We start from the raw sequence: 25520 nt of genomic DNA on the forward strand, positions 1-25520 counted from the left end.
AATTGTAAAGGGCAGTAACCATGGTTCCTTTGGAAGTAATGATATGGAAGGTTTGCACATTACCGTGATTAGTCCATTCATTACTTTCATTCTGTCATTGTTTGCCAGCTTTTGCTGCGCTTACTTTGTGCTGTCGGCAAATAGAGTTTTAACCTTCCCTGCCCTGAATATTAATTAGCATAAAAAATGGCAAATAGTTTAAAAAAAGCAGTTTTTAATTTAATGGAAAAGGCCTTTACGCACAAGGGTTTCGTATTGGCGGTGAGAAAATGGCAGCCGGAATCAATGTATGAAATTGACCTTCATCTACCCGATATCGACATGGAAAAGTGGACTACCATACCCCGTTTAAAGTGCAAAGTGAGCGAATTTGAATACAGGGATTATACGCCGGCAACCTGGGATGTCCAAAAACGAATATGTACGCTGTACATTGAAACAGAACATCAGGGAGATGGAAGTTCATGGACCAAAAATCTCAGTGCAGGAGATACGATGCTGTGTTCGGCTGCACATGCGGCACCATTGCCCGCAAGAACAGGAAAAATACTCTGTTTGGGCGATGGTAGTGCAATGGGCCATTTTCTTGCTTTAAAACAGCTCACAAACAGTATAAATTATCCCTTTGAAGCAGCTGTATTTTTAAATGAACTATATACGCCGCCGGCTTCTTTCACTGCTGTTAATCCTGAATTTAAATTGATGATGCAGCCTCAGGCTAAAAGCCTTGAGATTTTACATCAGTTCGTTGAAAATAAAATGTTGTCAGACTACTCCTCTATTTACGTTACAGGCTATATTCCCATGGTACAGGGATTGAGGAAAATCTTAAGAAATGCTCCAGGGCTGGAAGCTAAAGTATTTGCACAGGGATTTTGGTCTTGATAAAGCTTCTAATAAAAGACTAATCAATTAATATCTTTAATTTATATAGTTTTCCATTATTCTGGGTAACACAACATTCCGGTATTGAAGCAAAATATCACAAATTTCATATTCTTCTTTTTCTTCGTAGATATCAATAAGCGTATCCACCTGATTTTTTATTTTATCTATTGCTGCTGTTATCTGCCTTTTTTCTTCAATTTCATAGTTCATAAATCCTATAAAGAGCTGGAACCTGATAAAGTTTAAATTTTTACACTCCTCATGGGAATGTCCGTCCTGTATACCCTATAGTGATTGGCATGGTTTTTCGTTGCTGTGTTTAATTTTTATATATTTAAAATTCAATCAGCCCCATTTATGGAACAAAAGAAAACATGGCATGACGACCATGAGGAAGCCTCTACGTTTGGACAGAAACTTGCAGATTCGGTGGCCAATGGGATGGGATCCTGGCGTTTTATCATTATACAAACTATCATCGTTTGCCTGTGGATGGGCCTTAATGTTGTTGCATTTGTTCATCACTGGGATGTTTATCCCTTTATTCTATTGAACCTTCTTTTTTCTACACAGGCAGCCTATGCGGCTCCCATTATTATGATGGCGCAAAACCGGCAGAGCCAGCGCGATCGTATTCAGGCCGATAACGATTATAAAACCAATATTGCCGCAAAACAAGAAATTGAAGAGCTGATGACAAGACTTGATAATATTGAATTGGATAAATTGGATAAGATCATCAGTATGCTGGAAAAAATGGAGAAAGCTGAAGTTAATCCCTCTCCGGCAGAATAATATTTATGAACAGCTTTTTCGGATTTTTCCTATTTTACTTTTAGATGACAGGTAAACCATTTGAGCTTTTATAGCCAAATAGAATTTATTTGATTTCGGTTATAACATCATTTTTTTTGATGATGGACGTCATTATTAGATACAAGGTAATTGGAGAGATTTACGGTGTAAACCAAAAATCACCAGGTATCATGAAAAATATATTGCTCGCTACAGACTTCTCTGTTAATTCAACTTATGCCGCTGATTTTGGCTATCACCTGGCAAAGCAACTGGATGCCAATATTGTACTATGTAATGCAATCATTGTTCCCGCTGAAGTACCACAGTCAGACTTGGTGGCATGGTCAGCTGAAGGAGAAGATATCTTACAAAACTATAGCGATATGGAATTGACGAACTTACAAACCAAATTGCAGCAGATAGGTCAGGCCGAAGGCTTTAATCCTGTGATCAAAAGTGTATGTTGTTCCGGGACAGTAGAAAGTGTGTTAGAAAATACAGTTGAAAGTCATCAGATTGATTTAATTGTAATGGGTACACACCAAAGTGGCAGCCTAAGGGATTTTTTATTAAACAACCATAGTCAACAACTCATTACAAAAACAAAGGTGCCTTTGTTACTGGTTCCGCCTGCAACGCCCAAATCCAGTATTCATAGAATTGCATTCGCGACCGATTTACAGCAGATCAATATCGATCTCGATCATATCTATGCCCTCATTGCAATTGCAAAACCTATCAATGCCGATATTGTAATTACCTATGTGGGAGAACATAAAGACTTGTCGCCGTTAGCTGTGCAACGCAATGAAGAGCTGTTAACGCAGATTTCCAACAAAGCAGATTATGCTCATATTTTCTACAAATATTTAAACAACAGTAGTGTGGAAGCTGGCTTGGAATGGGTATGTGTACATGATCATATTGATGTACTGGCTATGGTTCCAAGGAGGCATAATTTGATAGAAAGTTTGATGAATGGCAGTCATACACAGAAAATGGCCAAACGTTTAGCTATTCCCTTATTGGTTTTTCCACCAAAATAGCTGATAAAAAACTCCTTTCCTTCTCCATTATTATACACGCGCAAATGGAAAAGGAAGGAGTATAAATTAATTAGCGAACAAGAGCAGGCGCCTCAATATTTTTCTTGATGTTATTTTTATCTTCAGCTGAAAGGGTAAGCAGGCTCAATAGAATTGTTTTATAGATCTGCTGATATTGGTTCATGCAGAAATTTCTATCAGGGCATCGATGGCAAATTCCAAATAAACATCGGCAAAATCGCAGTTGATAAACCAGACGATGATCATTTCATGAAATTCTACTCCTTCCAAAAGGTTAAGCAAAAACGAATTGTACTGAGATCTATACAGTATTTCCTCTGCAATAAATAAGATGAACCATACAACTTAATATTACCACAATGGTTGATACCTATAGGTAAGGTCATCAAAAAGAACTGTGTTTTTTCTGCTTGCGTATATATACTCATTCGATAATTCTTGGAAAAATTTGTTTTTCAGTTCCAAATATTTGTGTAACTTTGACGTTACTTAAGAAAAGGGAAACGTTTATTTCATTGCTTTGAAGAAGCATTCAGAACAGTCTCGTTTTCGTTCGCAGTAGATAAAAAAAAGACCAAATATTGCCTCTTATTTAAAAAAAAATATAAATGAACACTTTAGAGATTGAAGTAATGACCCTTAATTATATGGGTAAATTAACTGTGGAGCCATTAAACAATGAGTTTTCCATATTTGCAGTTTATTTGGATCGTCAATTACTTGGATTAGTTCATCCCGCGAAAAAACAACATCAAACTGCGTGGTACTCTCAACAAATCACAGACAAAGAACTATTGGAGCAAATAGGTAACTGGTTGGAGTTCCATTTTGTTCTCGGTCCTGAAAGCTTCAAAACAATTTATAGTTTCAGCTTCATTGGTAGGGTAGCAAGGCTTTATAGAATGATTGGCAGATGGAACAGTCCAGTGCCCACCCATCCTTTATGCAGGCTTGACTAAAGCATTCAACATTCCCTGGTAGAATTAATTTCAATTTAAACCAGTACAGCTGTTATGTTTTTCTTTTTGTTGATCAGTCGGTCCAGTTCCATATGCGTCTGGTAAAGCTTCACTAAAATAATTATCATACATAAAAGCAGAAGTATAACAGCTAAAATGTTTTTTGTAAAGTTTGAGGTGCGCATCATGGACCCTCAATAGTATGTTATCAATTGACTGCCCAAAAGGATATCATAGGTAAAACCTTTAAAAAAGTCTCGCCCGAAATGGGAGATCAGGGATTTTTGAAATTATTGGATGAAGTATATTTAACAGCCACTCTTTAACCACCAGCGCCAGGTTACAGGCATATTTGTAGAGGGTTATGATGTGACTGGGCAAGTTTCACCGGAAGGAAAGAGTATATCGTTAGCGGCCATCATTGAGTGCTAACAGTACCGTACACCGCCATTTATCATATGATACCTCAGTTGACTTATATTTGCAACCTTTAAATACGAGATCTGATATTACTGGATTAAATTATCTGTTTTCTAGTATAGACAGCATATTGCCGGCAGGATCCGTAAACCACGCGATATTCGGTCCGCCATTGCCTCTTGATATTCCATTCTCATCTGTTTTTAGATTTTCTTTGTCGTAAATCTGGAAATGGACACCTTTTTCAGTCAGTTCTTTAGCAGCTGCATCTATGTCATCTACAGGGAAATTCAATACAGTGAAAGTGGCAGGAACGTGATTTGGCTTTGGATAAATCATCACCGGAGTGGAGCCTGAGATGTGTAGTTCTATAAGGCCCATTGGGTTATCGGTTACCTTAAGACCAAGAATATTTTGATAAAAATCTTTTGCTTTTTGAAGATCGTCTACAGAAAAGCTGCTAAATGCGGATGAATTTTGTAACATATTATCGGGTTATTTACTATTCTTTTTCATTGCATGACCGTTTTATTCTTATTGATTTGGTAATACCTAAAACAGATTTATCCGGTATATGTTTTTAAACAAAAAATACTAATCTTGAAATAATATATTGAGATGAAAACAATAAAGACCTTGCATCGGATATACCTCAACCCTGACATGTTAACATCAGTGGTTGAATTTTATGAAGATCTCTTTCACAAAGATTACTTTATCAGGTTTGATTACACAGAACTAAACTTAACTTTAGTACAATTGGAGGGTATATTGTTGTTAGCTGGAACTAACAAAACTTGGGAAGTCCTCCCTGATATAAAAAAGACAAGAATTACAATGATTGTAGATGATATTGTGGAGGTCCAGGCTTATTTATCAGCACAGAAAAATGTAATGATCTTAAGAAAACCAAAAGAAGTACCAACAGGATGGAATATGACAGTGGAACACCAGGATGGAACGATTACTGAATATGTTCAGCATGATGAAGATAAGGTGAACCTTTTTAAAAAGGAGGCTGAAAAATTGCGCTTTATAAATAACTAATTCGATCAAAATTTAAGTGAGATCGGTCAGACCACATATTTAATTAAATGATTTACGAAATTCCAAAGGTGTCAGCTTAGTTTTGTTTTTAAATAATTTGCTAAAAGATTGGGGAGTTTTGAAGCCGATTTCGTAGGCTATCTCTGATACTGATAATTCAGTCGTAGACAGTTTTTCCTTCGCGAGTTCAATTAACTTGTCGTGTAAATAATTTTTAGTGCTCTGTCCGGTGATGGATTGAAGCAGGCGGCTTAAATAATTTGGAGAGATATGTAATTGGTCGGCGATATATTGTATCGTAGGAATTCCATTTTTTATCAGATCGTTACTTTTAAAATATTTAACTATCAAAATCTCCAGCTGGTCCAATATCCTATGTTCATTCTTTTTTTCGGAAGTGAATAGTCTTTTATAAATCCGCTCTGAATAAGCTAGCAATAGTTCAATCTGCGCTATAATTACATCTTTGCTGTGTAGGTCAATACCATCTGCCACTTCCTGGTTTATATTTTTGATCATGTTCACCACAGTTGTTTCTTCATCTACAGAAAGTGCCAGGCTCTCATTAACTTCATAGCTGAAGAATTCGTATTGTTTAATTTTTTTCGCAATTGCAGTATTCCAAAGAAAATCTGGGTGGATGAGCAATAACCATCCGATAGGAGTATATTCCTGACTATGTACTACCATGGTTAACACTTGTTTCGGTGACATAAAGTGCAAACCTCCCTGATGAAGTGTTATTTCCTGCTTTTGTCCATACCTGCATGTGTTGTTATTATCTCTTTTTAACACAATACTATAAAAATTGTGGATCATACTAATGATCTGATTATCAGGCTTTAATTTTAAATCCTCGAATTTTATAACGCTTAATAAGGGATGACCTGGTGTAGGAAGCCCGGCTAGTTTGTGATAATCCGTAATGGTATTGATATGAATTTTTTTCGGCGTAGCTATCATGGCAAATATTTGTTGCAATCTAAATATAATTTTAAACCTCGATAAGTTACGCCATATCCAGGTCAGATTTTACCACAGCAAAGTGAGATTTGGCCACGTGGATTTATCAACCAATCCCGAACATTGCTTTAGTAAAAATAAGCATAGATAGGTACCCGAAGGGGTATTTATTAAATATTCATAGAAATATTCAAATTAAATAAAATGGATTTAAAATTAAAGGGAAAAGTAGCCATTGTTACAGGTGCATCTAAAGGAATAGGCGCGGGTATAGCTAAGGGGCTTGCAGCGGAAGGGGTAAAAGTGGTGGTAAACTACGCCAGCAGCCAGGCTGGTGCAGATCGTGTTGTTTCGGAAATTATCGCTGATGGCGGTGAGGCCATCGCTGTTCAGGGGAGTGTGGCTCATTTGGAAGACGTAAAAAGACTTTTTGAATTAGCGAAAAACACTTATGGCTTCATTGACATTGTAGTGAACAATGCAGGGGTTTTCACATTTGCTCCAATCGAGGGGATCTCTGAGGAAGATTTTCACAATCAGTTTAATACCAACGTACTTGGACCTATCCTCACCACACAGCAGGCCTTAAATTACTTTCCGGAAACAGGCGGCAGTATCATCAATATCAGTTCTGGTGCAAGTTTAAATCCCGGACCCAATAGCAGTCTCTATAGTGCAACTAAGTCTGCATTGGATGCGTTAACTAAAGGATTGGCTAAAGAACTAGGTGCCCGTAAAATACGCGTAAACACTGTTGCTCCCGGTGCTACCGAAACAGAAGGTGCTCATAGTGCAGGTTTTTTTGGAGGCGAGATGGAAAAACATGTTGTTTCAATCACACCATTGGGCCGTATAGGGCAACCTGACGATGTAGCTAAAGTTGTTGTATTCCTTGCTTCTGATGCGGCAGGATGGGTAACAGGAGACCGCATTAACGCGTCAGGCGGTTGGATATAAGTTATTGGTAGACATCTTATTTGAAAGTGTAAGCGATCTGAATCCATCAACATGACTGAAATGTTGATGGATTTAGCTATTGAGCCAAATGCATGTCATGATTTGCTTAAACTTTAAAAAAAGGAATTAACACATGTAAAAGCAATTTTGACTGGTCTTCTGCAATATAATGCCCCGAATTTTGAATGATTTCTCCCTTTATGTTCTTGGCAGCTTGTTTCCATGACTCAAAAGGTTTTAACCCAAAACTATATACCTTTAATAGACGCCATGCGTAAATGGGGGGGCATATTTCTTGTACCCGCTCAAACTCTCATGGCTTAGTTTTTTTCCTGAAGTTTAAACCCCTTTTCAGCCTTATCTTTAAAGATCAGTATCATTAAAAAGAGCATGTAAAATGGTGTACAAGGTATTTTGTAGCGGGAAAGCGTACCGAAATTATAACTGGATATGCCTACAAAAAAAGCAAATACCAATGTGAAAAAAAAACAGAGTATAAGGTTTGGATCCTGGTAAATGTTTTTAAGGGTTTTAAAGATGTTCCTTTTGAATAACAGATAAAAGGTTAACAATAATACACCCAATGATTCCATTGCGTTAAACAACTGGATAATGCTCCTGGATTCCCATAAATAAGGACGGAACAGGGCTACGTTCACTGCTGGCACAATCATTCTTGACATTCCGCCTATGGATGGTTCAAAATCTCCCAGATCATAGGCAGAGCCATCCTGGTCCAGTGAAACCTGCAACAGATAATCTTTTTGCCGTACCACTGTTTCCATCACATTATCTGCACTAAAAGCCGTTAGGTACACTACTGACTTTTTAAGTACAAATATCCCCACTAATAAAAAGAGGCTAAAGCCTATATAAAAGGCCACTCTTTTTCTGGGGTTTAAAGCAGCTCTCTTTTTATAGACCAATATGATCTTAAACAATAAAAATGGGAACAAGGCAACCAATATATAAGCTTTAATTAATGCCAATAGAGCAATGGATACCAGGGACAACAATATCAGCCATATTTTAAACTTTCTGATTTCAAAAAGAATGTAAAAGGAATAAATCAAGCAGCCAATGGAAAACATGCAAAAGCTGTCTTTAAATAAGCCGGATCCCCAAACTACAGGACCTGGCATAAATAAAACAGCTATGGCAATGTATTTAATGAGCTTTTGGTACTGCCCCACAAAGGTGATGAACATCAGCCACATGCCTGTAAAAGAAATGACGGCAATAAAAATATTAATGACCAGGTATTTGGTAAAGCAGAAAATTCCAATCATCGCCCCCAGGCAAGAGGTGGTGTAGGTAGCCGGATCGTCATACCAGTACATGGCTGATAAGGCCTTCGCATCAATGCCATTGCTTTCGTCTGCCTGATGGGTGATCAGCCTTAGCCAGGCAGCAGGAGACTCCAAAAAGGTAGAGTTAATGAGCTGTGAATGAAAAAGATAATTGAAGGTGTCGCCTCCGCCATAGTAGTAATTGTAAAACATGCCAATAAATACGGCACCAGCAATTTTTACGGTAAGTCCGGGTATAAAATAGGGTCTGCAGGCATGACCCTGAGGATAGTATCGATCACGGTAATAATAGGCCATCTTATAAATCATCCATAAATAAAATGGCAATAACAAGTAATCCAAAAGTGTAATTTCAGGCATAAATTATATTTGGTGAAAGATCAATTAGATGTTGATCAGCAGGGGAAAAGTAGCAAAAGATGTTTTAATCTATTCATCGTTCATAAAATTCTCCTCGCAGTTATTTGTACTAAAGCGACTTTTAATAACTGCTGTCAATTTAGGTTTGAACGATCTTCTTTATGATTGCTATTTAACTGCTTAAAGTAGTGATTCATTACCAAATTCTTTTTTAGCGGTTTTTCTAAAAACACTATTTAGAAAAAGACCGAAATTTTTGCTTGTAATTGATGTGCCGGTATCTTTATCTTTCCATTTGTAGTTACATTGTTATCCCGGGCTTCATAATTGGCTTTCACTTTTCCAGTTATATAATCCAAAGAAAGGCCAATGATGTTTCGGCGAATGGTGACCCCGAAATTTTCCTGAAGTCCAAATCCAACCCTGTTTTTAAGAGATTCAGGATTAGCGTCATTATTTGCCTGCTTCGAATTTTTAAAAGAAAAGTAATCTGAGCCAGGTGTGTCCGTGTTCGCATAATAGCTGAAGTCAAAAAGCCTGAAGGTAGGGGCAAGCTGTGCACGCACATCAACAACTACTTTTTCAATCGGATTAAAAGATATCACCGGGCCAACTTTAGAAGAAATTGCGGCAGTGATCCTCGAACCTCTGATCGCATAATCCTGTGAAACAGCTAATTTCCCGTATTTGTTCCATTGGTTCATCTCATTGTAATTCAGGGAAACAAAGGTCCAGTCGAGACCATAGTTCATTTCTGTTCCCCGGTAGCTTTCCTGGAAATAAAAGATCTTGCCGGATTCAAATACAAAACCAGTGGATGCGCCGTAATTCCCTTTCAAAATATTTTGTTTGGGGGATAGGTTATTATCTGGGGAACTCCCCAGTGTATTAATTCCAACTCTTGTGTGTACTGATCTGAATACCGACAATTCTTGTGCCTGCGAATAGACGCTAAGGGTGATCAGGGAAATAAAAAAGCTGGTATTTATAAAGAGGCGGTCAAAAGAGTTTTTAAAAGACATATCTGGTTTAATTTTAAGGTGAATACTTAAGGCGGTCTGTTGTGCTTTATAGTAGAAGAGAATAGCTAAATCGATATAAAATGCTTTTTATAGACTATTTCTTCAGGTGTTATTTTTATTTGAAATAATTTGTTAAATATTTCTGTTTAAAAATGTTAATTATCGAAACTATTTTATAAATTTATATCATGCAATGGGGCTTTATGCCCATTTTTGAATAGGGTCAGAAAACAATTAATTTTGATGCGCTCAAACAAAATAAAAACCTGGTTAAATTATTTGGATTCATTACTGCATGAAACCGGAGAAATGGAGCACAAGGAAGTTTCAGCGCTTGTCAGCTTATATAATTCAGCATTTGTTAACTATCCATTCTTTAGGAACAATATGCCTTACACGTATATTCTGGATTATACGAAAAGGTGTTACTTAAGCATGACCGATAATTTTGCCGGTTATTCTTCGGAGTGTTTTACCAGAAATGGATTAGCACAAACCTTGGAAATTATCCATCCTCGGCATCTGGATCTGTTCAATTGTAAAATTTTTCCCGCCAGGTTGGCTATTCTTGATCATATTCCATCAGAAGAGCATAGAGAATATGTGTTTTCCTATACCTATTTAGTGCGCGGTAAAAAAGGAGGATTTGTTGAGTTTCTCCAGAAAAACTTTTTCATTTCAGATGATCATGGCCACCCATTGTTCAGTGTAGGGATATTGGTTGATATCACAGATATTCACACAGACAAACGGATCATTCAAACAGTGCATAAGCTGGAAAAAAGCGGAGAGCAGGAAGAACAACTGAGGTTCAGAAAAGTGTTTTATATCAATGAAGAGGATACACTTATCTCTAAAAGAGAGCGGGAGATTCTCTGCTTGATGAGTGATGGATTTAGCAACAAGATGATTGCTGAAAAGTTAAATATTTCCGAGAAAACAGTAAAAAGACACCGGGAAAATATGCAGGATAAAACAGGCGCTTCAAACGGGGTTGCGCTGGTAGGCTTTGCGCATAGGGCAGGGTTGATTTGATAGGCTGCACTATGCTAATGCTCAGTATTTGTGAAAATTCTACTGCTGTACGAAATGCCAGCAAACTCCTGCAATATCAATTACATTGACTTCCATGCCATAAGGTTGCTGAATAATCTGCCCAATGCGGATGCCGTATTTCTCTGGTAATTTGCTGTCCAGTATGCTATTCCTGAATTCTTCAACATTCTCAACTTTCACGCTTAACATAAAATTCTGGGCAAATTCTACATTGTCAAATTGTTGTAGTATAAAACGGCATTCGTCACGTTGAAAACCAACATAACCGGCTACTTCCCAATTGATATGAAAACCCAATTCCTGGAAAAATTCTTTTGAACCTTCAAAATTGCTCCCCGATGGAATAAACGGCTCAAGTGACAAAAATTTCATATTTACTTTCAATTATAAATGTAAAACCAATAAATTTTAAATAAATATATGAATTTTTGGTTTATAACCTGAGCAACTCATTTCGCTTCTGCTCCGAATAGCTTTTGAAAAAAAACCAATTTTGTTTGAACCAATAATTTAGATAGCTTGCGGCAACAGCTATGATGGATACAAACAAAACTACCGCGACGATTCTTCCGCCAAAACAGCATTTCGAAATTCTCGATGGATTAAGGGGCATTGCTGCCCTGACTGTTGTAACGTTTCATTTTATGGAATGGGCATATGGCGATGATGGCAGGAACTTTATAGGACATGGTTTTTTGGCTGTCGATTTTTTCTTCTGCCTTTCGGGATTTGTAATCGGATATGCCTATGATAATCGTATGGCAAAAATGGGCACTTTCCAGTTTTTTATAGCAAGGATCATCAGACTGCAGCCGCTGGTTATAGCAGGATCGGTATTAGGCCTGCTGGCATTTTTGTTCGACCCATTTGGTGGTCATCCCGAATTGTATAGCACCGGTAAAATCATTTTGACTTTCTTTTGTTCCATACTGCTTATTCCCTTACCTGCGATGGAAGATCGTGGTTTTAACCTGTTCAGCTTCAATGCACCGGCGTGGTCGTTATTTTGGGAATATATTGCCAATATCGTTTACGGATTTGTTCTTTATCGGGTTAACCGCGTTTTTTTGCTGTTGCTCACTATCATTGCAGCGGTGGCCATTTCCTTTGTAGCTTACCGCGCAGGAAATTTACTGGGCGGCTGGAGCGGTCCAACCTTTTGGGAGGGATGCGCCAGGATATCCTATTCATTTTTAGCAGGATTGCTCATTTATCGTTACAACTGGATCATCAAAAACAAGCTGGGGTTTTTTAGCCTGGCTGTGTTATTGTTCCTGACCTTCATTATGCCATTCCCAAAATGGAGTTGGTTCTCAGAACTTTTAGTAGTCCTATTTTATTTTCCATTACTGGTAGCTTTGGGTGCAGGGGCTACGTTAACACCTGCTTTAAAAAAGCTTTGTGTATTTTCCGGGAATATCTCTTATCCATTGTACATGACACATTATGCTGTATTATGGATGTTCGGTAACTATTATACCAGTCATAAGCCAGGCGCTATGCAGTTAGCCCTTATTATTATACCCAGTCTAATCCTATTAGTTGGATTTGCGTACCTGGTCATGGTAATTTACGATATCCCAGTAAGGAAATATCTAAGCGGTAAAAATAAAGAAAGGCTTGCCAGACAACAAGCCGGTGGTATCTAAAATATTTGCTGAAACTTTCGCATAATCCACATCCTGTTGTGGAATAAGAGCATTAATTCTATCCCTCAAAAGATGTAGATATTAAGTATGATGATGCAATGGCAAAATTGGCTGCTTCGCTTTAAATAGTAATTCAATACATTACGCTCTTCATCATTAATAGTGTTTACGCTAATCTATTTTTTCAGCTTGAAGCGAAATACAAATTATTCTTGATCTGCAGCCTTCCCTAAAATACATCTCAGTATTTAATTGATAATAAATTATTTATGATTCAATTACCTTAGTCAATGCTGTGCATTTAATCAAGCCCTGCTAAGATTTAACGACTCCAAATATTTAAATGACCTAAAATACTAACAAAATTAGTTTATATTTGTTGTATAAAAAGATTTACTAAAAAAAATAGTAATTATTTTTAGCTTTAACTTATGGAAACGAAAAGTGAATTGGTGTATAAGCTAAAGCAGGATATTCTGCTATGGCAGGGTTATAAGCCTGTTTCGGTAGCTACTACCGGGCAGATAGGGCTTGGAGTAATAGAAAATGCTTTTCCTGGTGGGGTTTTTCCCAAACGGGCGATTCATGAATTCATTACTGTATATTCTGAGCATGCGGCGGCCAGTGATGGTTTCATTGCTGGATTGCTTGCCGTGCTGATGGAGGGCGGTGCTGCATGTATATGGATCAGCACGTCAAGGCGTTTGTTTCCAGCTTCTTTACGAACATTCAATGTAGCACCTGAACGTGTCATTTTTATAGATGTGAAAACAGAAAAAGAGGTGCTATGGATCATGGAAGAGGCGCTTAAATGTGAAGGGCTTGCCGCTGTAGTGGCTGAGTGCAACCAGTTGAGCCTGATTGAATCGCGGAGATTACAATTGGCCATAGAAGAAAGCGGAGTGACGGGTTTTATCCTGCGTAAGGATGCCCGTAAAATGACCAGTACCGTTGCTGCTGCACGATGGCAGATTAGTCCATTGCCCAGTAATGCTGAGGAAGGTATGCCTGGTCTGGGTTTCCCTCGCTGGCAGGTTGATTTACTAAAAGTCCGTAATGGGAATCCCGGCAGCTGGGTGTTGGAATGGGCTGGAGAGGCTTTTGTGGATGTGGCCCCGTTGAAAAAAGAAAGCATATGGTCTGAGCGGCAGGATCGTAAAATTGGATAACTTTATGCAAAAACGTTTTGTTTCCATATGGTTTGGCCATCTTCTGGCAGACTGGCAGCTTATACGCCGCCCGGAACTTGCGGAGGTGCCTTTTGTTTTTGCAGCGCCTGACCATGGGCGAATGCTGATTACCGCTATCAGTTCAGTAGCACAGCGTTTTGGTGTTGAGGTAGGAATGCGGGCAGCAGATGCCAAAGCGATCTGTCCGGGATTGGAGGTGCTTGATGACAAGCCTGGGCGTTCTTTAAAACTGCTCCGCGGTCTTGGGGAGTGGTGTGTACGGTATTCACCTATCGTAGCCATTGATGAATACGCAAAGGATGGATTGTTGATGGACGTAAGCGGCTGCGCACACCTTTGGGGCGGCGAAAAGAAATACCTTAAAGAAATTATTTCCAGGCTAAAAAGTAAAGGTTACTCTGTTAGACTGGCTATTGCCGATACGCCGGGTGCTGCCTGGGCAGTGTCCCGGTTTGGTAAAATTACGCCATTGATTCCTGAAGGCGGTCATACAGAAGCTTTACTTTCTCTTATTCCCGAAGCGCTTCGGCTGGAAGAGCCTGTACTGATAAAACTGCAGAAGCTCGGTTTTTACCAGATTAAAAGTTTTATTGGCATGCCACGTTCAGTACTCCGCAGGCGTTTTGGTGAAGATTTTTTATTACGACTGGCCCAGGCGTTAGGTACTGAAGAGGAAGTACTTCAGCCTTTACAGGTTCCTGTGCCATTCCAGGAGAGGTTACCCTGTTTAGAGCCGATCAAAACGCGGACAGGAATTGAGATTGCTATCACCAGGTTACTGGAAAATCTATGTAAGCGCTTACAGGCTGAAGGTAAGGGATTACGTACGGGGATACTGACCGGATATCGTATTGATGGTCATGTAGTGCAGGTAGCTATCGGCACCAGCGGGGCTACGCATAGCGTAAGCCATTTGTTTAAACTTTTCCAATTAAAAATTGACCAGATCAAGCCTGCGCTGGGGATTGAGCTTTTTGTGCTGGATGCCCCCAGGGTAGATGACGCGGAAGTGCCGCAGGAAGCCATGTGGACGGCAAAACCGGGTTTGGATGATCAAAGTGTAATCCGCTTACTGGATAGGGTGGCGGGCAAGGTAGGACTGGATGTTATTCACCGTTATTTACCAGCTGCACATCACTGGCCGGAGCGTTCATTGCAGGTGGCGGTTTCCGTTACAGAAAAACCGGCCAGGTCATGGCAAACGGAAAAGCCCCGCCCAACAGAATTGCTTGGGCGGCCAGATCCGATAGAAGTGATGGCCCTGATCCCGGATCATCCGCCCAAATTTTTTATTTATAAAGGGGTACAGCATTTTGTAGTTAAGGCCGACGGACCCGAACGTATAGAGCGGGAATGGTGGCTGGATAAAGGAGAACATAGGGATTATTACCAGGTGGAAGATGATAAAGGCCAACGATACTGGTTATTTCGTTCGGGGCACTATGGCGAAAATCAGAAATATAAGTGGTTCATTCATGGTTTTTTTGCTTAAGAAATAGAAAAATGGAATACAGCGAATTGCAGGTAACCTCTAATTTTAGTTTTCTGCGCGGGGCTTCCCATGCAAATGAACTGGTAGATCAGGCGGCTGCTTTAGGATATAAAAAAATAGCGATCACAGACCGCAATACGCTGGCTGGCATAGTAAGGGCGCATGTGGCCTGCCGTGAAAAACAAATCAATTTGATTCCAGGTTGCAGGCTGGATTTGCTGGATGGCCCGAGCCTGCTGGCTTACCCTACAAATATTGAGGCTTATGGCAGATTGTCGGCATTGCTTACCAAAGGTAATCTGCGTGCGGAAAAAGGATCCTGTCACATTTCCCGTTCAGATGTGTATGAACATGCAAAGGGTATTTTGTTTACTGCAGTAATGCCCGGCGCACTAAACCGGCGTTTTGAGTTTGAAGATTCTTTTATTGACTCCATTGCCCAATATCGGGAGGCCCTGGGCAATCAGCTTTCCCTGGCCGCAACCCGTACCTATCTGGGGAACGACGATAAGCTTATCTTTCGGGTTTCCCAGCTTGCTGATCGTTTTACTATTCCTGTTGTAGCCACAGGTGATGTGCATTATCATGAACCTTCGCGAAGGGAGTTGCAGGATGTCCTAACCTGTGTCCGTGAGAAATGTACGGTTCAGGAGGCCGGTTTTCGCTTACACCAAAATGCTGAACGTTATTTAAAGCCGGTAGCGGAGATATATCGCTTGTTCCGCAATCATCCCGAAGCAATTAAAAACGCCCTGCGGATTGCTGAGGCCTGTACTTTTTCGCTGGATGAACTGAAATATGTTTATCCGGAGGAAATTAACAAAAGCGGGCGAAGCCCATTGGAAGAATTGGAGTACTTAACCTGGAAGGGCGGCCATGAGTTTTATGGTGAAGTCATCCCGGAGAAAGTAATCAATATGGTTAACCATGAAATGGCCTTTGTAAAAGAGATGGATTATGCGAACTACTTCCTTTTTGTGGAGGATATTGTCCGTGAGGCGCGCAGCCGGGGGATTTTATGCCAGGGGCGGGGATCTGCTGCTAATTCAGCGATCTGCTTTTGTCTGGGAATTACCTCTGTTAACCCCATGAAGTTTGATTTACTTTTTGAACGTTTCATCTCCTCTGTTAGAAATGAACCTCCTGATATTGATGTAGACTTTGAACATGAACGGCGTGAAGAAATCATGCAGTACGTTTATAACAAGTATGGAAGAGACCGGGCAGCAATCGTTGCAACAGTTACGCAGCAACACCAAAAAGGGGCTTTCCGGGATGTGGGTAAAGCAATGGGACTTTCTGCAGATACGATCGACAGGCTTTCGGGTTCACTCTGGGAGTATACCGATGAATGGTTTGATGCTAAGCGGTTAACGGAACAGGGATTAAATCCTGATGATCCGCATTTGAAAAAGACATTGAATTTGACTGCTCAAATGATGGGGTTTCCCAGACAGTTGGGGCAGCATACCGGGGGATTTGTAGTGACCAATGGCAAGCTGAGTGATTTGTGTCCGATCCTGAATGCACGAATGGCAGACCGGACAAATATTGAATGGAACAAGGATGATATTGATGCCCTGGGATTTTTAAAGGTAGATGTTCTGGCCCTGGGCATGCTGACCTGCATCCGTAAGGCTTTTGATTTGTGCCGCGACCATTATGGATTGAACTTTACTTTAGCCAATATCCCGGAGGACGATAAGGAAGTTTATCAAATGATCAGTGCAGCAGATACCTTAGGTGTATTTCAGATTGAAAGCCGGGCGCAAATGGCCATGTTGCCCAGGCTGCGGCCCGAGTGTTTTTACGACCTGGTTATTGAAGTGGCCATTGTACGTCCGGGACCTATACAGGGTGATATGGTGCACCCTTATCTAAGACGGCGCAATAAAGAAGAGCCGACTGAGTATCCGTCGAAGGAGCTATATGAAATTTTGCACAGGACATGTGGTGTGCCCCTTTTCCAGGAGCAGGCCATGAAAATTGCAATTGTCGCAGCTGGCTTTACGCCAGCTGAAGCAGATGGTTTACGGCGCAGTATGGCTACCTTCAAGTTTAAGGGACTGGTGAACCAGTATGAAAAAAAATTGGTCGATGGTATGGTAAGTAAAGGTTATACTCCTGAATTTGCAAAACGAATTTTTAAACAACTGGAAGGGTTTGGGAGTTATGGATTTCCGGAAAGCCATGCGGCAAGTTTTGCCTTACTGGTTTATGTGTCCTGCTGGTTAAAGCACTATTATCCTGATGTATTTTCTACCGCCTTGTTAAACAGTATGCCAATGGGTTTTTATCAGCCTGCGCAGATTGTCATAGATGCACAAAAGCATAACGTTGAAGTAAGGGAGGTGGATGTAAATTATTCAAAATGGGACAATTCACTGGAAGAGAAATCCGGAAAGTATTTTGCGGTCCGTTTAGGTTTCAGACAGGTTAATGGAATGAGGGAGGGAGAGATAGAGAGTTTGGTAGCTGGCCGTGGAGAAGGTTACCAGAGTATTACTGCCTTGCGTGATGCGGGTATATCATTGGTTGTATTGGAACGTTTGGCCGATGCGGATGCTTTTCGCTCGATGGGTTTTGACCGGAGGAAGGCGCTTTGGGAAGTGTCTGCCTTACAGGATATGCCAGAAAAATTGTTCAAGGGACAGCCTTCGGAAAGTGTGTTGGAAACACAGGTGGAATTACCGCTAATGAGTAAAGGAGAACATGTGGTACAGGACTATGCTGCTATAGGACTTTCACTCAAAGCGCACCCGGTAAGTTTTATCCGGGGCCAGCTGGAAATGCTTCGTGCGCTATCCTGTCATGGAATCAACCAGGATGTAACTGCCGGACAACTGGTGAAAGTTGCCGGATTGGTCTTGGTGCGTCAGCGACCCGGAACTGCTGGCGGGGTTTGTTTTATCACCATTGAAGATGAAACAGGCTTTGTTAATTTAGTAGTTTTTGAAAAGCTGTTCGAAAAGTATAGAAAAGAAATTTTGCATGCTAAATTATTGATGGTTGAAGGTCGTTTGCAGCGTGAAAAAGAGGTGGTACATGTTATTGTAAGTAAGTGTGTGGATTTAACTAAGATGCTTGGCAAACTGATACAGCGGGAAGCAGATGATTTACCCGTACTTACTTCATCGCAGTCAGTTATAATATCCTCGCCTTATCCAGTGGAGAATAAACGTTCGCAAGTGCGGGAAGATGGGATGAAAACGGCTAAAGATGCTTTCTATGGGGGCAGGAATTTTAAGTGATCTTTAGATCTTTCGAAATGTTGTACAAGCTAATATTTAAACAAAGTGTTTATTCTGGTTGATCCTTTTTGATAAGGATCTAAGGATAGGGGTGTTATTGCATACGGGGAGCGCCCATTTTTCATTATGCTTCCCCTTAAAGTTTTTCATGATGAATTATTAAGTTTTACATATTGTTTGGTTATAGTTTAAGTTAATATTAAATCTTAGTGAATCCAAATTTATTTGATCATCTTACCAACCCTAGTCCATGTTTATTAAAAAAAAACATGCAGTAAACTTGGACTAGAGTTGGACTAGACTTGGATTAGCTAACATGGAAAGCAGGGTTAACCTTTAATGAAAATATGGCAACAAGCACGTTTTAATCGCCAAGGTATAAAAAGTGGTAAATTGGTACAGACCGGAACATTTACACTTCAGCCAGAAAAGACAACAGTGAATAAAATTGCGGTTAATTACAGTATCGTGTTTGCCAATGACGAGAAGGAGTATTTGTATTTATCAGGGGAAAAGGTAACTCATTTGTAATTCCCCTTACTGGTATAAAACGGCGAGACTTTGGATAACTTGTAAATTCTGGTCCTACGAACTTTCGGTTCAGGTTAATATTCAAAACCAATAATTCGACCCACGGTCGAATTATTGGTTTTGAATGATTACTCCGCTACAAAGTAGGAAGCGGTCCAATTATGAATAGCGGAAGTACAATTTCAGTGGCAATTTACGCATGTAAAACTTGTCCACCAGTATAGTCCCAGGTTACCCAGGCATTCTCTTGAAAAATCACCAAAACGTCTTTTTGTGCAATTGATAGCGCTTCAAGTTCTGAATTCAGTGTCGTAAGGATCTTTCTTTTAATTTTTTCGCTTTTTCCTATGGTGAATATTATTTCAATGATGATGAATTTATCGGATCGTTCTTCAACCATATCCGGGTAAGATTTGTCATAAATCAGATCTTCTTTGTTCATGTCAAAAAAACGTTGAAAACGATCTGCCTCCGGAGTGCCGGCTTCAGCCAAAGCCTTTTGAATTGCATCTCCGATTTTTTGTTTTTCTTCTTTTGTCCTACCCTTTAAAGAGGTTACAGTAATTAACGGCATATTTTTAAAATTTAAAGATTAATAAATTATTCCACTATAAGTATCTATCTGTTTAAACCAGTTTACGAACTATATTTTTAGCGTTTTCCAGTGAATCATTCGATTTTGTAATATGAGACATCAAGACCCCTGACTCCAGTTCCGAGAAAATCACCTCGACCAACTCTTCATCATTTAAGAGTTTATCGATAGGACGATTTAATTGACCAACAAGATTTACAATTCGAATTCTTAAGTCATTCTTAAATTTTGACGCACGTTCAAACACTCCTAACTCGGATGTTGCAACTTCATTCACAATTTTATTCCAGGCGCAGCCTTTATATCCTGATGTAATTTGTCTGTTGATCCGGTAATCGAATAAAGCTATAACTTTCTCTAAAGGAGATTCAAAATTGGCACTATAGGTATCTAAATCAGCAAACCATTTGGCATAAAGCTGATCCATATAGGCAAGAAGCAAGTCATTTTTCGATTTGAAGTGATTGTATAGTGATGGCTTAGAAATGCCGGCTTCCTCAATAATTTGATTGATGCCTGTTAGATTAAAGCCCTGTCCATAGAACAGCCTGTCGGCCGTATCCATAATTTTGTCTAATACTACTACTGGTCTCATAATTCAAAGATAGGCTTGATAAGTTAACTTACAAGTCTGTTAAATTATAACGTAATTTTATAACAATTCGCTGACTATCTAAGTGAATGTGCTTTCGGCAACCAGTGCAAAACAGCGAATGAATAGTCAGGAAATAAAGTAGTAGCAAAGATACCCGTTACCAATAAAGGCAATAGGTTTAAAAACTTCATTATTCTCTTAAAGTTAATGATATTTGAATGGCATGAGAATAAGTGATAAGGAAACTGGAATTGACCGGCTTAACGTTTGTTAAAACCAAAATGGCAGTTTTACTTAGGTATTTAACCAATCCGTTTTTACAACTATTAATATGATCAAGAGATTTATGCTAAGGACCGGAAAAACAAAACCATTAATGGTAAAGCTACTGCCATTTGCGATGATAGCAATCCTAATTGGGGCATCATTACCGGCATTATGCCAAAAAATAGACCGGAAGGCTTTAGTGAGCCGTCATAACCTGCATATTACTGATAAAGAGTCTAAAGGGCCAACGCAGGTTGGAAACGGGCAATTTGCGTTTGGCTTTGATTTTACGGGGCTTCAAACTTTTAACGATGATGCCAATACAATGTCTAACTGGGGCTGGCATAAATTTAAACTGCCCGCAGGTACAGATCCTTACCAATATAAAGGACGTGAATGGGATACACAAGGGCGCCAGGTACGTTATGACATTCAAAATGAAAAAGAGCAGGATTTATATCAATGGATGCGGGCAAACCCTCAAAGGTTAAACCTTGGCAGGCTTGGGTTTGTATTCAAAAGAAAAGATGGATCGGTGGTCACCTTAAAAGAAATACAAGATCCTGTTCAGAACCTGGATTTATGGACTGGTATTGCGGTGAGTAATTTTACGGTAGATGGCAAAAAAATAAAAGTTACTACCATAGGATATCCTTCCAGAGATGCTATAGCAGTGAAAATTGAGGCGTCAGATCTGAACGATGGCCAGGTGATGCTGGAGCTCAGATTTCCTTATGCTGCAAACGTAGAGTTTAGTAACGGGGCCGACTTTAATAGTCCGGACAAACATACAACAACGGCGCAGATCTCGTCTTCGCAGGCATCGTTTCACCGGCAATTGGACAGCACGCAGTTTAATGTGCGCTTGAATTGGCAGGGCGGCGGAAAACTCGTTAATAGCAAACCGCATGACTTTCTGCTTGCGCCAACGGGCAGAAAATCATTGGAAGTAGTTTTAGAATTTGACAACGATAAAACCGCTAATCCGCCGGTAACCTTTGAAAGTACAAAAGCAGCCAGTATAAAAAAATGGCAGGACTTCTGGCAATCGGGTGGGGCAATTGACTTATCGCAAAGTAAAGATACGAGATGGAAAGAGCTGGAGCGCCGGATAGTGCTTTCAGAATATTTAATGGAGGTCAATGAAGCTGGTCAGCTACCTCCACAGGAAAGCGGCCTGGTTAACAATGGCTGGTATGGTAAATACCACTTTGAGATGATCTGGTGGCATGCAGCCCATTATGCACTTTGGGGCAGACTGCCTCAAATGGATAAATTAACCCACATCTACCGTAGCGATGTGAATTTTTATGCACCTAAAGCAAAGGAACAAGGTTATGCAGGTGTGCGCTGGCCAAAAACACTTGGCGATCATGAGCGATGGGAGTGGCCCAATGAAATCAATCCTTTGCTGATCTGGCAGCAGCCTCATCCCATCTTTTTTGCGGAGCTGGAATACAGGAGTAAACCAACAAAACAAACGCTGGATAAATGGAAGGACGTAGTTCTTCGAACCGCTGATTTCATGGCTTCCTATCCTGTATATAACAAGCGTGAAAAACGTTATATTTTAGGTTATCCGCTACAGGTGGTGTCTGAAAATGCCAACCCGCGAACCACAATCAATCCAACGTTTGAGTTGAGTTATTGGCGTACGGGTTTACGTTTGGCCCTGGAGTGGGATAAGCGGTTGGGCTTACCTCCAAATAAAAAGTATGAAGAAGTGCTGGCGGGCTTATCTGCGCTTCCGCAAGAGGAAGGCAAGTATGTTTCCTGGGAAAATATTTATCATATGTGGTCTGTCTACAATTTTGAACATCCTGCTTTAATCGGTGCCTATGGTATGCTTCCTGGCGATGGAGTGGATGTGAAAACAATGGACAGTACGCTGACTGCGGTAGAAAATAAATGGAAATTTGACTATACCTGGGGTTGGGATTTTCCTATGCTGGCTATGTCTGCAGCGCGCCTGGGCCACCCCGATAAGGCAGTAGACTTCTTATTAAACTATCCAGGCTTTACCTGGGATGAGCACGGACTTTCTGGTGGGGGAGTTTCTCCTTTTCCGTATTTTCCAAGTAATGGCGGACTACTGTATGCTGTGGCTATGATGGCCGCCGGCTGGGATGGCTCGACAGGCGCAGCACCGGGTTTTCCTAAAGATGGCAGCTGGACAGTTAAATATGAAGGACTGAAGCCGGCCTTATAGTCGTCATTATTCTGGAAAAACTAAGCTTGAAATAAATTCTATCTGTTAATCTCCAGCTACAAACGCTTTAGCATCTTTAATGCAGCTAAAGCGTTTGTATAATAGAAAAACTGAGACACAGTTATGAATACTTTATCTGTTCGAGGTCCTCAATCAGTCCCGGGCCAGTTGTATGCCAATCTAAACGTTGCCTTGTCAACTGACTTGAGGTAGAAATATCTACGCCTGCAAAAATGCCAGGGGGCCGAAATGAGCCTGAGCATCTGCTGGCGATAGGCTGACAACGGTATGCACAATAAAGACCTTATGCTGCATACTTCCCCTTCGTGTAATAAAAATTCATGACGACTAAGCGTTCGGGAAATGACCAGTGAAGCCATGATGGAAATTTCGCTTTCGCTGAGCCTGCCTTGTGACCGCAGGTAATTTTCGAAGTCATTAATCATTGCCATAATCAAAGTTAAATGAATTTATTCGTTTAATGATTGACAACTCATCGTAATCTGTTGTGATTCTGGCTACATCTTTTACAGCATAGGCTAACTTTTGGTTTAGCTGTTTACTGACCTTTGGGCTACAAGAAGAGAGTGATTTGATAAAAAAGAGGGCTATTTAATTTTTAGCTATCCATCAAATTGATCCCTGAATATCATTGGCTAATTAAAATACAAAAAGATGAAACAATTTGAAGACAGAGTTGAAAATATTAAAAGTGCGAAGGTAATGAATGCGATCAGGCTGCACGAATTTGGAGGCCCTGAAACACTACGTTACGAGAAAGCCCCGGTTCCCGAACTGAAAGCGGGAGAGGTACTTATTCGCGTTCACGCAGTTGGCATTAATCCTCCTGACTGGTATTTACGGGAAGGTTACAAGATGCTTCCCCCAGATTGGAGGCCAGAGATACCCCTGCCAGCCATTCCGGGAACAGATGTATCAGGCGTAGTAGCGGCAATAGCTGCGGATGTTAAATCCTTTTCCGTTGGCGACGAAGTTTTTGGCATGATCCGCTTTCCCAGTTATGGGGAGAGCGCTGCTTATGCCGAGTATGTAGCCGCGCCGGCGTCAGACCTGGCGCAAAAACCTAATGGCATCGATCACATCCATGCCGCTGCCGTACCAATGGCTATCCTTACCGCATGGCAGTTCCTGGTTGAGCTTGGTCACAATCACCCAAACCCGCTTCAACCCGAAATGCATCATCCGGTACCGCTGGACGGTAGGAAGGTAATGATTAACGGTGCCGCAGGGGGAGTAGGGCACTTTGCTGTTCAACTGGCAAAATTGAAAGGTGCGCATGTCATCGCGGTGGCATCCGGCGGCCATGAGTCCTTTCTGCGGGATCTTGGCGCCGATGAATTTATCGATTATACCAAAAACCGTCCTGAGGATATGATCAACGATGCTGATCTGGTACTCGATACGCTTGGGGGGGCCGAGACTAGTCGTTTCTTACGCTCGTTAAAATCAGGAGGAGCTTTATTTCCGGTGTTTTTTGGTTTTTCCGACGCTGAGGAGGCCAAAAAGCTGGATATCACGGTGTCGATGACACAAGTGCGCTCAGATGGTGCGCAGCTTGAGGAACTGGCAAAACTGCTCGATAATGGAACAGTGCGTGTGGCTATCGACAGTACCTTTCCGCTTGCCGATGCTCAAAAAGCTCATGAGCGGGCTGCCCATGGGCACATTCGGGGTAAGATTGTTCTTACAGTAGCCAAAGAATAACGTGCTACTGTATGGTCACCCTGATCGGTATAGAAAATGGCGAAAAAATGAAGACCTGCATAGGTGCTGTTTATCAGGATGAATATGTTAGGGAGAATAACCAGTGGCTGATAGCGAAGAGAGTAGGGAATTTCGAATGGCAGGATAAAGTTGAAGTCACTCTGTGGTAATTCAAATAATCTCACGAAATAAACATTAAATTAGCCTAAATCATGAAAGATAAATCACAACCTGCTATCTTCAAAAGCATTTCCGCATTTATGCGGGAACTGGGTATGCCTAAACCGCTGCATCCATTAGTGGCGCTGGTGAAATACGATGACGACAGGGTAAGCCGTGCAAACGCCGGACGAAGTTTTTTGCTGGATTTCTATAAAGTTTCTTTTAAAGAGGATTTTGGCGGACAGATAAAATATGGCCAAGGGCATTATGATTTTGAGGAAGGGGGACTCGCATTTTTGGCGCCTAATCAATTGATAACCATGTCCTCCGAAGAAAGCTGTTATGAGGACGGTTACACTTTATGTTTTCATGCCGACCTGATCAGGAATTACCAGTTGGGGAAGAATATCCATCAGTATGGTTTTTTCTCTTATGCCGTAAACGAAGCATTGTTCCTTTCAGAAAAAGAGAAAAAAGTACTCACCGGCCTCTTTGAAAATATCGCTGCCGAATTGGAGAACAATATGGATACGTTTAGCCAGGATGTGCTGGTTTCCCAGATCGAATTGTTACTCAATTATAGTAATCGTTTTTACAACAGGCAATTTCTTACCCGCAAAGCGCTCCATCATGACCTGATCAGCCAGATGGATAGCTATCTTGAAGCCCGTTTCACGCAGCAGCTTGGTGGTATACCAACAGTTCATGAGGTAGCTGAACATCTTCATGTCTCACCAAGATATCTGACAGATATGCTGAAGTCTTTAACCGGGCAAAGTGCGCAGCAGTTAATCCATGACCGCTTAGTTGAAAAGGCCAAAATGATTTTAAGTACCACCCGGCTAACTATTGCGGAGATAGCTTATCAATTAGGGTTCGAGCACCCCCAGTCTTTTAACAAGTTGTTTAAACGCTATGCGAATATATCACCAAACATTTTCAGGAAGTCTTTTAACTAAATATTATTCTATTCCAAAAAAAAAGAGTGGAAGTTTATCTCTGACAAC

The 25520-nt window shown here is 40.6% G+C and carries 23 protein-coding genes; 15 read left to right on the forward strand and 8 right to left on the reverse strand.

The genetic code is table 11. The annotated features are described in order from the left end of the window. The first annotated feature begins 186 nt into the window (after positions 1–186). The gene (locus GSQ84_RS20590) at positions 187–885 is read left to right on the forward strand and encodes a siderophore-interacting protein (RefSeq protein WP_158799224.1); all 699 of its coding nucleotides are present in this window, start codon (positions 187–189) and stop codon (positions 883–885) included. Between the two features lie 36 nt (positions 886–921). Here GSQ84_RS20590 and GSQ84_RS20595 read toward each other — a convergent pair whose 3' ends face one another. Next, positions 922–1098, reverse strand: a complete 177-nt coding sequence (locus GSQ84_RS20595; protein ID WP_158799225.1) for a hypothetical protein — start codon at positions 1096–1098, stop codon at positions 922–924. Positions 1099–1245: 147 nt separating this feature from the next. On the opposite strand from GSQ84_RS20595, the gene GSQ84_RS20600 reads away from it, so the two are divergent. The 3 genes from GSQ84_RS20600 (at position 1246) to GSQ84_RS20610 (ending at position 3712) form a co-directional block, all read left to right on the forward strand. Continuing rightward, positions 1246–1683: a DUF1003 domain-containing protein gene (locus GSQ84_RS20600; protein WP_158799226.1), complete on the forward strand. Its 438-nt coding sequence runs from the start codon at positions 1246–1248 to the stop codon at positions 1681–1683. Between the two features lie 191 nt (positions 1684–1874). Then, on the forward strand, positions 1875–2732 hold the full coding sequence (locus tag GSQ84_RS20605; RefSeq protein WP_158799227.1) for a universal stress protein: 858 nt from the start codon (positions 1875–1877) through the stop codon (positions 2730–2732). Between the two features lie 629 nt (positions 2733–3361). Further along, positions 3362–3712: a hypothetical protein gene (locus tag GSQ84_RS20610; protein WP_158799228.1), complete on the forward strand. Its 351-nt coding sequence runs from the start codon at positions 3362–3364 to the stop codon at positions 3710–3712. 522 nt (positions 3713–4234) lie between these two features. Here the strand turns inward: GSQ84_RS20610 and GSQ84_RS20615 are convergent. Beyond that, a complete protein-coding gene (locus tag GSQ84_RS20615) occupies positions 4235–4618 on the reverse strand; it encodes a VOC family protein (RefSeq protein WP_158799229.1) in 384 nt (127 codons plus the stop codon). 132 nt (positions 4619–4750) lie between these two features. Between GSQ84_RS20615 and GSQ84_RS20620 the strand changes: the two genes are divergently transcribed. After that, positions 4751–5179 carry a VOC family protein gene (locus tag GSQ84_RS20620; protein WP_158799230.1) on the forward strand — a complete coding sequence of 143 codons (429 nt, stop codon included), beginning with the start codon at positions 4751–4753 and terminating at the stop codon, positions 5177–5179. A 39-nt stretch (positions 5180–5218) separates the two neighbouring features. On the opposite strand, the gene GSQ84_RS20625 is transcribed toward GSQ84_RS20620, so the two are convergent. Beyond that, the gene (locus tag GSQ84_RS20625; protein ID WP_254070937.1) at positions 5219–6160 is read right to left on the reverse strand and encodes an AraC family transcriptional regulator; all 942 of its coding nucleotides are present in this window, start codon (positions 6158–6160) and stop codon (positions 5219–5221) included. Positions 6161–6346: 186 nt separating this feature from the next. On the opposite strand from GSQ84_RS20625, the gene GSQ84_RS20630 reads away from it, so the two are divergent. After that, positions 6347–7099 (forward strand): SDR family NAD(P)-dependent oxidoreductase, encoded by a 753-nt coding sequence (locus GSQ84_RS20630; RefSeq protein ID WP_158799231.1) that lies wholly within the window; start codon positions 6347–6349, stop codon positions 7097–7099. Between the two features lie 320 nt (positions 7100–7419). Here GSQ84_RS20630 and GSQ84_RS20635 read toward each other — a convergent pair whose 3' ends face one another. Together GSQ84_RS20635 and GSQ84_RS20640 are read right to left on the reverse strand one after the other, a co-directional pair. Further along, a complete protein-coding gene (locus GSQ84_RS20635) occupies positions 7420–8769 on the reverse strand; it encodes a hypothetical protein (RefSeq protein ID WP_158799232.1) in 1350 nt (449 codons plus the stop codon). Positions 8770–9005: 236 nt separating this feature from the next. Next, complete coding sequence (locus GSQ84_RS20640; RefSeq protein ID WP_158799233.1) at positions 9006–9791, reverse strand: hypothetical protein; 786 nt, start codon at positions 9789–9791, stop codon at positions 9006–9008. Between the two features lie 243 nt (positions 9792–10034). Between GSQ84_RS20640 and GSQ84_RS20645 the strand changes: the two genes are divergently transcribed. Further along, positions 10035–10826, forward strand: coding sequence for a response regulator transcription factor (locus GSQ84_RS20645; RefSeq protein ID WP_158799234.1), 792 nt, complete (start codon positions 10035–10037; stop codon positions 10824–10826). 39 nt (positions 10827–10865) lie between these two features. On the opposite strand, the gene GSQ84_RS20650 is transcribed toward GSQ84_RS20645, so the two are convergent. Then, on the reverse strand, positions 10866–11219 hold the full coding sequence (locus tag GSQ84_RS20650) for a hypothetical protein (RefSeq protein ID WP_158799235.1): 354 nt from the start codon (positions 11217–11219) through the stop codon (positions 10866–10868). Between the two features lie 164 nt (positions 11220–11383). Here GSQ84_RS20650 and GSQ84_RS20655 point away from each other — a divergent pair, with 164 nt between their 5' ends. The 4 genes from GSQ84_RS20655 to GSQ84_RS20670 all read left to right on the forward strand — a co-directional run bounded on the left by GSQ84_RS20655 (position 11384) and on the right by GSQ84_RS20670 (position 18429). Continuing rightward, positions 11384–12496 (forward strand): acyltransferase, encoded by a 1113-nt coding sequence (locus GSQ84_RS20655; protein WP_158799389.1) that lies wholly within the window; start codon positions 11384–11386, stop codon positions 12494–12496. Between the two features lie 431 nt (positions 12497–12927). Next, the gene (locus GSQ84_RS20660; RefSeq protein WP_158799236.1) at positions 12928–13665 is read left to right on the forward strand and encodes an ImuA family protein; all 738 of its coding nucleotides are present in this window, start codon (positions 12928–12930) and stop codon (positions 13663–13665) included. Between the two features lie 4 nt (positions 13666–13669). Continuing rightward, positions 13670–15178, forward strand: coding sequence for a DNA polymerase Y family protein (locus GSQ84_RS20665; RefSeq protein ID WP_158799237.1), 1509 nt, complete (start codon positions 13670–13672; stop codon positions 15176–15178). An 11-nt stretch (positions 15179–15189) separates the two neighbouring features. Next, complete coding sequence (locus tag GSQ84_RS20670; RefSeq protein WP_158799238.1) at positions 15190–18429, forward strand: error-prone DNA polymerase; 3240 nt, start codon at positions 15190–15192, stop codon at positions 18427–18429. Positions 18430–19153: 724 nt separating this feature from the next. On the opposite strand, the gene GSQ84_RS20680 is transcribed toward GSQ84_RS20670, so the two are convergent. Together GSQ84_RS20680 and GSQ84_RS20685 are read right to left on the reverse strand one after the other, a co-directional pair. After that, the gene (locus tag GSQ84_RS20680; RefSeq protein WP_158799240.1) at positions 19154–19534 is read right to left on the reverse strand and encodes a tautomerase family protein; all 381 of its coding nucleotides are present in this window, start codon (positions 19532–19534) and stop codon (positions 19154–19156) included. 52 nt (positions 19535–19586) lie between these two features. After that, positions 19587–20150, reverse strand: coding sequence for a TetR/AcrR family transcriptional regulator (locus tag GSQ84_RS20685; protein ID WP_158799241.1), 564 nt, complete (start codon positions 20148–20150; stop codon positions 19587–19589). A 400-nt stretch (positions 20151–20550) separates the two neighbouring features. Here GSQ84_RS20685 and GSQ84_RS20690 point away from each other — a divergent pair, with 400 nt between their 5' ends. From GSQ84_RS20690 to GSQ84_RS20705, 4 genes are all read left to right on the forward strand, one after another. Then, positions 20551–22626, forward strand: coding sequence for a hypothetical protein (locus tag GSQ84_RS20690; RefSeq protein ID WP_158799242.1), 2076 nt, complete (start codon positions 20551–20553; stop codon positions 22624–22626). Positions 22627–23301: 675 nt separating this feature from the next. Next, positions 23302–24351, forward strand: coding sequence for an NADP-dependent oxidoreductase (locus GSQ84_RS20695; RefSeq protein WP_158799243.1), 1050 nt, complete (start codon positions 23302–23304; stop codon positions 24349–24351). Positions 24352–24362: 11 nt separating this feature from the next. Continuing rightward, entirely contained in the window at positions 24363–24521 is a 159-nt protein-coding gene (locus GSQ84_RS20700) for a hypothetical protein (protein WP_158799244.1), read from the forward strand. 42 nt (positions 24522–24563) lie between these two features. Beyond that, entirely contained in the window at positions 24564–25472 is a 909-nt protein-coding gene (locus GSQ84_RS20705) for an AraC family transcriptional regulator (protein ID WP_158799245.1), read from the forward strand. Positions 25473–25520: the final 48 nt, after the last annotated feature.

Origin of the sequence: Pedobacter sp. L105 (assembly GCF_009765875.1) — a bacterium.
Lineage (GTDB): Bacteria > Bacteroidota > Bacteroidia > Sphingobacteriales > Sphingobacteriaceae > Pedobacter.

Coding starts and splice junctions, on each gene's coding strand:
- GSQ84_RS20590 (WP_158799224.1), top strand. CDS start 187: ATGGCAAATAGTTTAAAAAAAGCAGTTTTTAATTTAATGGAAAAGGCC.
- GSQ84_RS20595 (WP_158799225.1), bottom strand. CDS start 1,098: ATGAACTATGAAATTGAAGAAAAAAGGCAGATAACAGCAGCAATAGAT.
- GSQ84_RS20600 (WP_158799226.1), top strand. CDS start 1,246: ATGGAACAAAAGAAAACATGGCATGACGACCATGAGGAAGCCTCTACG.
- GSQ84_RS20605 (WP_158799227.1), top strand. CDS start 1,875: ATGAAAAATATATTGCTCGCTACAGACTTCTCTGTTAATTCAACTTAT.
- GSQ84_RS20610 (WP_158799228.1), top strand. CDS start 3,362: ATGAACACTTTAGAGATTGAAGTAATGACCCTTAATTATATGGGTAAA.
- GSQ84_RS20615 (WP_158799229.1), bottom strand. CDS start 4,618: ATGTTACAAAATTCATCCGCATTTAGCAGCTTTTCTGTAGACGATCTT.
- GSQ84_RS20620 (WP_158799230.1), top strand. CDS start 4,751: ATGAAAACAATAAAGACCTTGCATCGGATATACCTCAACCCTGACATG.
- GSQ84_RS20630 (WP_158799231.1), top strand. CDS start 6,347: ATGGATTTAAAATTAAAGGGAAAAGTAGCCATTGTTACAGGTGCATCT.
- GSQ84_RS20635 (WP_158799232.1), bottom strand. CDS start 8,769: ATGCCTGAAATTACACTTTTGGATTACTTGTTATTGCCATTTTATTTA.
- GSQ84_RS20640 (WP_158799233.1), bottom strand. CDS start 9,791: ATGTCTTTTAAAAACTCTTTTGACCGCCTCTTTATAAATACCAGCTTT.
- GSQ84_RS20645 (WP_158799234.1), top strand. CDS start 10,035: ATGCGCTCAAACAAAATAAAAACCTGGTTAAATTATTTGGATTCATTA.
- GSQ84_RS20650 (WP_158799235.1), bottom strand. CDS start 11,219: ATGAAATTTTTGTCACTTGAGCCGTTTATTCCATCGGGGAGCAATTTT.
- GSQ84_RS20655 (WP_158799389.1), top strand. CDS start 11,384: ATGGATACAAACAAAACTACCGCGACGATTCTTCCGCCAAAACAGCAT.
- GSQ84_RS20660 (WP_158799236.1), top strand. CDS start 12,928: ATGGAAACGAAAAGTGAATTGGTGTATAAGCTAAAGCAGGATATTCTG.
- GSQ84_RS20665 (WP_158799237.1), top strand. CDS start 13,670: ATGCAAAAACGTTTTGTTTCCATATGGTTTGGCCATCTTCTGGCAGAC.
- GSQ84_RS20670 (WP_158799238.1), top strand. CDS start 15,190: ATGGAATACAGCGAATTGCAGGTAACCTCTAATTTTAGTTTTCTGCGC.
- GSQ84_RS20680 (WP_158799240.1), bottom strand. CDS start 19,534: ATGCCGTTAATTACTGTAACCTCTTTAAAGGGTAGGACAAAAGAAGAA.
- GSQ84_RS20685 (WP_158799241.1), bottom strand. CDS start 20,150: ATGAGACCAGTAGTAGTATTAGACAAAATTATGGATACGGCCGACAGG.
- GSQ84_RS20690 (WP_158799242.1), top strand. CDS start 20,551: ATGATAGCAATCCTAATTGGGGCATCATTACCGGCATTATGCCAAAAA.
- GSQ84_RS20695 (WP_158799243.1), top strand. CDS start 23,302: ATGAAACAATTTGAAGACAGAGTTGAAAATATTAAAAGTGCGAAGGTA.
- GSQ84_RS20700 (WP_158799244.1), top strand. CDS start 24,363: ATGGTCACCCTGATCGGTATAGAAAATGGCGAAAAAATGAAGACCTGC.
- GSQ84_RS20705 (WP_158799245.1), top strand. CDS start 24,564: ATGAAAGATAAATCACAACCTGCTATCTTCAAAAGCATTTCCGCATTT.